Below are 6,012 nucleotides of genomic sequence, written 5' to 3' on the forward strand. Positions count from 1 at the left end.
CCACCAACATGTTTTGGGCGGCCCCGCCCGGCCGCGGCGCCCCGGGCCCCCCCCCGCCCCGCCGGGGGCCTCCCCGCCCCGGGGCGCTCGCCGCCCCCGGCCGGCCGTCGATCGACCCGCCCGAAGGAAGGAACGAGGCTCCATGGTGTCTGCTCAGGGACGGTCGGCCCCGGCGGCGAACCCGCTGCGCGACCCCCGCGACAAGCGGCTGCCGCGCATCGCGGGACCGTCCGGCATCGTGATCTTCGGGGTCACCGGCGACCTCGCCCGCAAGAAGCTGATGCCGGCGATCTACGACCTGGCCAACCGGGGGCTGCTGCCGCCCGGCTTCGCCCTGGTCGGCTTCGCGCGGCGCGACTGGAGCACCGAGAACTTCGCCAAAATCGTGCACGACGCGGTCCGCGAACACTCCCGCACCCCGTTCTCCGAGGACGTCTGGCGCCACCTGGCGCAGGGGTTCCGCTTCGTCCAGGGCGCGTTCGACGACGACGACGCGTTCGACACGCTGTCCCAGACGCTGCTCGATCTGGACCGGGTGCGCGGCACCGGCGGCAACCACGCGTTCTACTTCTCGATCCCGCCGGGGGCCTTCCCCGTGGTGCTCAAGCAGCTCAAGCGGTCCGGGCTGTGCGAACCGCACGGCGAGGAATGGCGGCGGGTCGTCATCGAGAAGCCGTTCGGGCACGACCTGAAGTCCGCGGTGGAACTCAACAGCCTGGTCGGCGAGGTCTTCCCCGAGTCCAGCGTCTTCCGGATCGACCACTACCTGGGCAAGGAGACCGTCCAGAACCTGCTGGCGCTGCGCTTCGCCAACCAGCTGTACGAGCCGATCTGGAACAACAACGACGTCGACCACGTGCAGATCACCCAGGCCGAGGACATCGGCGTGGGCGGTCGGGCCGGATACTACGACGGCATCGGCGCCGCCCGCGACGTCATCCAGAACCATCTGCTGCAGCTGATGGCGCTGACCGCGATGGAGGAACCCGTCACCTTCCGGCCCAACGACCTGCGGCGGGAGAAGGTCAAGATCCTGTCCGCGGTCCAGCTGCCCAAGGACCTGTCCACCGGGACCGCCCGGGGCCAGTACGCCGGCGGGTGGCAGGGCGCGAGCAAGGTGCTCGGGTACCTGGAGGAGGACGGCATCGACCGGAACTCCACCACCGAGACCTACGCGGCGGTCAAGCTGCTGATCGGCAACCGGCGCTGGGCCGGGGTGCCGTTCTACCTGCGCACCGGCAAGCGGCTGGGCAAGCGCGTCTCGGAGATCGCGGTGGTGTTCAAGTGCGCCCCGCACCTGCCGTTCTCCCGGTCCGACACCGAGGAGCTCGGGTCGAACATGCTGGTCATCCGGGTACAACCGGACGAGGGCGTGACGATCCGCTTCGGGTCCAAGGTGCCGGGCCCGGCGATGGAGGTCCGGGACGTATCGATGGACTTCTCCTACGGGCAGTCCTTCACCGAGGCCTCGCCCGAGGCCTACGAGCGGCTGATCCTGGACGTGCTGCTCGGCGAGCCGTCGCTGTTCCCGCAGGACCGCGAGGTCGAGCTGTCCTGGGAGATCCTGGATCCGATCGAGAAGCACTGGGCCCGGTCCGGCGGGCCGCTGGAGCAGTACGAGCCGGGCACCTGGGGCCCGGCCAGTGCCGACGCGATGATGGCCCGCGACGGCCGCCGCTGGCGGCGGCCGTGATCCCGCGCGGCCGCCGGGACCGATCGTGCCCCGCGTGCGATCCTGACCTTTCCGATTTCTCTCGCGGGAGCCGCCGGTGATCATCGACCTGCCCAGCACGACCTCGTCCAAGATCAATCGCGCCCTGGTCGACCTGCGTGAGCAGGGTGGCTCCGTCGCGCTGTCGCGGGTGCTCACGCTGGTCATCGTCACCGAGGACGGGCAGGCCGAGGACCCGATCGAGGCGGCCAACGCGGCCTCGTTCGAGCATCCCTGCCGCGTCATCGTGGTCGCCAAGGGCGCCAAGCGGGCCTCGCCCCGGCTCGACGCCCAACTGCGGGTCGGCGGCGACGCCGGCGCCAGCGAGGTGATCGTGCTCCGGCTCTACGGCTCGCTGGTCGACCATGCCGCATCCGTCGTCGTGCCGCTGCTGCTGGCCGACTCCCCGGTCGTCGTCTGGTGGCCCGGCGAGGCGCCGGAGGTCCCGGCCGAGGACCCGATCGGCGTGCTCGCGGACCGCCGGATCACCGACGCCAACTCGGCCCGGCGGCCCGCCGCCCAGCTGGCCAAGCGCCGCGACACCTACCGGCCGGGCGACACCGACATCGCCTGGACGCGGATCACCCGCTGGCGCGGCCTGCTCGCGGCGACCCTGGACCAGCCGCCGCACGAGAAGGTGACCGAGGTCGTCGTGTCCGGCTCGGCCGACTCCCCGTCGACGGACCTGCTGGCCGCCTGGCTGGCCTGGGCCCTGCGATGCCCGACGCGCCGGGTCAAGGCCCCGGCCAAGTCCGGCCCCGGGGTGCACTCGGTCGTCCTGACCCGGCGGAGCGGGCAGATCAGCCTGATCCGGCCGGAGGGCACCACCGCCGAGCTGACCGTCGCCCACCAGCCGGAACGGCACATCTCGCTCCCCCGCCGCACCCTCCGGGAATGCCTGGCCGAGGAACTGCGCCGCCTCGACGCCGACGACATCTACGCCGACGTGCTGGCCAAGGGCCTGGCCCAGGTGAACGCCGCCCCAGCGGCGAAGACGACGGCCAGGACGACAGCCAGGACGACAGCGGCGGCGAAGACACGGGCCACGAAGACGGCGGCCACGAAGACGGCGGACGCGAAGACGGCGGCCGCGAAGGCGGCACCGGGCGCGAAGTCCGCGCCCGCGCGCAATGGCCAGGCCCGCACGACCCGGGCCACGGCCCGTCCCGCCGCGACCACGCCGGCCGCGAAGACCACGAAAGCGGGTCCCGGCACCGCGGCCGCGTCGACGGCATCGGGCGCGAGCACGGCGACCGGGCGGGGCGCGACCACGACGGCCAGGGCCGCCAAGGGCACCAGGGCCGGGTCCCGGACCGGGCGGTCCCGCGCCGGGGACCGGGTCACCGGCGCGACCACCGACCGGACCGCTGATTCGACGACTGAATCGACCACTGAATCGACCACTGAATCGACAACTGAATCGACAACTGGATCGACGACGACATCGATGACGGGATCGACCACGGAACCGGCCGGCGCATCCCGCCCGGCCGACGCCGCGGAGGTGACCGCATGAGCTCCGTCCCCGAGGTCGTCATCCACCGGACCCCGGACCTGCTGGCCGCCACCACGGCGGCCCGCCTGGTCACCAAGCTGGTCGACATCCAGTCGACCGGCCGGGTGCCCGTCGTCGCCCTGACCGGCGGCGGTGTCGGGATCAGCACGCTGGCGCACCTCAACGACTCCCCCGCACGCGACGCCGTCGACTGGTCGAGGGTCGAGATCCTCTGGGGCGACGAGCGTTTCGTTCCCGCCGACGACCCGGAGCGCAATGCCGGGCAGGCCGTCGACGCGCTGCTGCGGCACGTCCGGGTGGATCCGGCCCGGGTGCACGAGATGGCCCCGTCGGACGGCGCCTTCGGCTCCGACGTCGACGCGGCCGCCGCCGCCTACGCCGACATCGTCGACGGGCTCGACGAGATCGACCTGGTGATGCTCGGGATGGGTCCGGAAGGCCATGTGGCGTCCGTCTTCCCGGAGTCGCCGGCGGTGCACGACACCGGCTCCGCGGTCGCGGTCCGCAACTGCCCCAAGCCGCCGCCGACCCGGATCTCGCTGACCCTGCCGGCCATCCGGCGCGCGGCCGAGGTCTGGATCATCACCGCGGGAGCGGCGAAGGCCGGGGCGGTCGCCCTGGCGCTGGGCGGTGCCGGTGAGGTCGCCCTGCCGGCGGCGGGCGCGACGGGCCGGTCACGCACCTTGTTCCTGCTCGACCGGGAAGCCGCCGCGGCCCTGCCTCCGGAGATCTCGCGGTCCCCCGTCTCCTGATCGCCGGGCCGGCGCGTCCGTGACCCGGCCGCCGCCGACCAGTCTCGGTGCGCCCCCGGGCGGCCGGGTCGCCCGCGGAGAGGCGCACCCGGGTTCCCACCGGCGGCGCGAATCGGACCGGGTCGGGACCGCGACACGCCGGCCGGGACCGGGCTGAGACCCTCGCCACATGATCGGTCGAGGCTGGGCACCGGTCACAGTACGGTCGTTATTGTTCCGGCCACAGGCCATCTCTGAGGCGACCAGTGCTGGTCGCCACCGCAAAGGAGTTCTGCATGAGCAAGGCACCGGTCACGGTCACGGTCACCGGAGCGGCAGGCCAGATCGGGTACGCGCTGCTGTTCCGCATCGCCTCCGGTGCGATGCTCGGCCCGGACACCCCGGTGGTGCTGAACCTGCTGGAGATCACCCCGGCGCTGAAGGCGGCCGAGGGCACCGCGATGGAGCTCGACGACTGCGCCTTCCCGCTGCTGGCCGGCATCAACATCTCCGACGATCCGCGGAAGGCGTTCGACGGGGCCAATGTCGGGCTGCTCGTCGGCGCGCGGCCGCGCGGCCCGGGCATGGAGCGGGCCGACCTGCTGGAGGCCAACGGCGGCATCTTCAAGCCGCAGGGTGCGGCCATCAACGAGGTCGCGGCCGACGACATCCGCGTCCTGGTCGTCGGCAACCCGGCCAACACCAACGCGTTGATCGCGCAGAGCAACGCCCCCGACGTCCCGGCCGAGCGCTTCACCGCCATGATGCGGTTGGACCACAACCGTGCCCTCACCCAGGTCGCGAAGAAGCTGTCGGTGCCGGTCTCGGACGTCCGCCGGATGACGATCTGGGGCAACCACTCCGCGTCGCAGTACCCCGACCTGTTCCACGCCGAGGTCGGCGGGAAGCCGGTCGCCGACCAGGTCGAGCAGGCCTGGCTGGAGGGTGAGTTCATCCCGACCGTGGCCAAGCGCGGCGCGGCCATCATCGACGCGCGGGGCGCCTCCTCGGCGGCGTCGGCGGCCAACGCGGCGATCGACCACGTGCATTCGTGGGTGCTGGGCACCCCGGCCGACGACTGGGTCTCGTCGGCGATCGTGTCCGACGGCTCCTACGGCATCCCCGAGGGCCTGATCGCCGGCGTGCCGGCCACCTCGTCGGGTCAGGGCTGGGAGGTCGTCCAGGGCCTGGAGATCGACGAGTTCTCCCGCGGCCGGATCGACGCGTCGGTCACCGAACTCGCCGAGGAGCGCGACGCCGTTCGCTCGCTCGGACTGATCTGAGCTGATCTGAGCTGGTCTGATCTGATCTGAACCCGACCAGGGCCCGTCCGGCCCTGATCACCACCGGCCGGGGACGACCCCGCCGCCGACCGGTGCGCGAGCGGCGAACGCCCGCCCACCCAGTAGGTCCCTGTCCACGGGCCCGCCCGGCACTGCGCCGGGCGGGCCCGTCGGCGTTCCCGACACCGACGCGCGCTCGCCGATGCCAGACCGCGCCGATGCCAGACCCCGGCGGACCGGCACTGTGGACCGGCGCGCGGGGGTGGTCCGCGCACCCGCGGGGCGTCGCCGGCGGGTCGGCGCGAGCGCACCCGCCCGCTGAGCCGAGCAGCCCCTGCGGGCGTGGGCCAGGTGCATCAGAGCACCGTGACGCATCTGACCCAGCGTGACGCAATAGCCCCATTCAGTCCCATGCGATCACCCCAACGCAAGTTGGAACGGTGGATTCATGTGCGCAGCGTGATGCCGCGACTACTTTCAGTACGTAGCAGCACACGAACAGCACACATCGAGCTTGGACCGAAGGGACGCATGATGATCACCGAGGCGCCGCTCTCCCCGATCGACACCCCCACCGCGATTGGCCAGCAGCGTCCGAGCCGGTGGGCCCGCGGGCGTCGCTGGACCGGCCTGGTCGCCGCCGCGACCGCCGCGATGATCGGCGGCAGCCTGCTCGCGGCGCCGGCCGCCAGCGCCGCCGGGACGACCTTCACCGCGACCACGTCGGCCACCCAGGAGGGAATGTCGGTCAACCTGTCCACCACGATCGCG

The 6,012-nt window shown here is 72.6% G+C and carries 4 protein-coding genes and 1 pseudogene; all 5 read left to right on the top strand.

Translation table 11 applies throughout. The features are described 5' to 3' along the window. Positions 1-142 precede the first annotated feature (142 nt). Positions 143-1,693: a glucose-6-phosphate dehydrogenase gene (zwf, locus tag ACOJUF_RS13410; protein WP_420122340.1), complete on the top strand. Its 1,551-nt coding sequence runs from the start codon at positions 143-145 to the stop codon at positions 1,691-1,693. 76 nt (positions 1,694-1,769) lie between these two features. After that, positions 1,770-3,227: a glucose-6-phosphate dehydrogenase assembly protein OpcA gene (locus ACOJUF_RS13415; RefSeq protein ID WP_420122341.1), complete on the top strand. Its 1,458-nt coding sequence runs from the start codon at positions 1,770-1,772 to the stop codon at positions 3,225-3,227. Next, a complete protein-coding gene (gene pgl / locus ACOJUF_RS13420) occupies positions 3,224-3,979 on the top strand; it encodes a 6-phosphogluconolactonase (protein WP_420122342.1) in 756 nt (251 codons plus the stop codon). Before ACOJUF_RS13415 ends, pgl begins: the two co-directional genes overlap by 4 nt. Positions 3,980-4,254: 275 nt before the next feature. After that, a complete protein-coding gene (locus ACOJUF_RS13425) occupies positions 4,255-5,241 on the top strand; it encodes a malate dehydrogenase (RefSeq protein ID WP_420122343.1) in 987 nt (328 codons plus the stop codon). A 534-nt stretch (positions 5,242-5,775) separates the two neighbouring features. Further along, positions 5,776-6,012 (top strand): annotated as a pseudogene (locus ACOJUF_RS13430) (hypothetical protein); the annotation flags it as partial.

The organism is Nakamurella sp. (assembly GCF_048594475.1).
Lineage (GTDB): Bacteria > Actinomycetota > Actinomycetes > Mycobacteriales > Nakamurellaceae > Nakamurella.

Excerpts from the sequence above, each read along its gene's own strand:
- zwf (WP_420122340.1), top strand. The coding sequence starts at position 143 with ATGGTGTCTGCTCAGGGACGGTCGGCCCCGGCGGCGAACCCGCTGCGC.
- pgl (WP_420122342.1), top strand. The coding sequence starts at position 3,224 with ATGAGCTCCGTCCCCGAGGTCGTCATCCACCGGACCCCGGACCTGCTG.
- ACOJUF_RS13425 (WP_420122343.1), top strand. The coding sequence starts at position 4,255 with ATGAGCAAGGCACCGGTCACGGTCACGGTCACCGGAGCGGCAGGCCAG.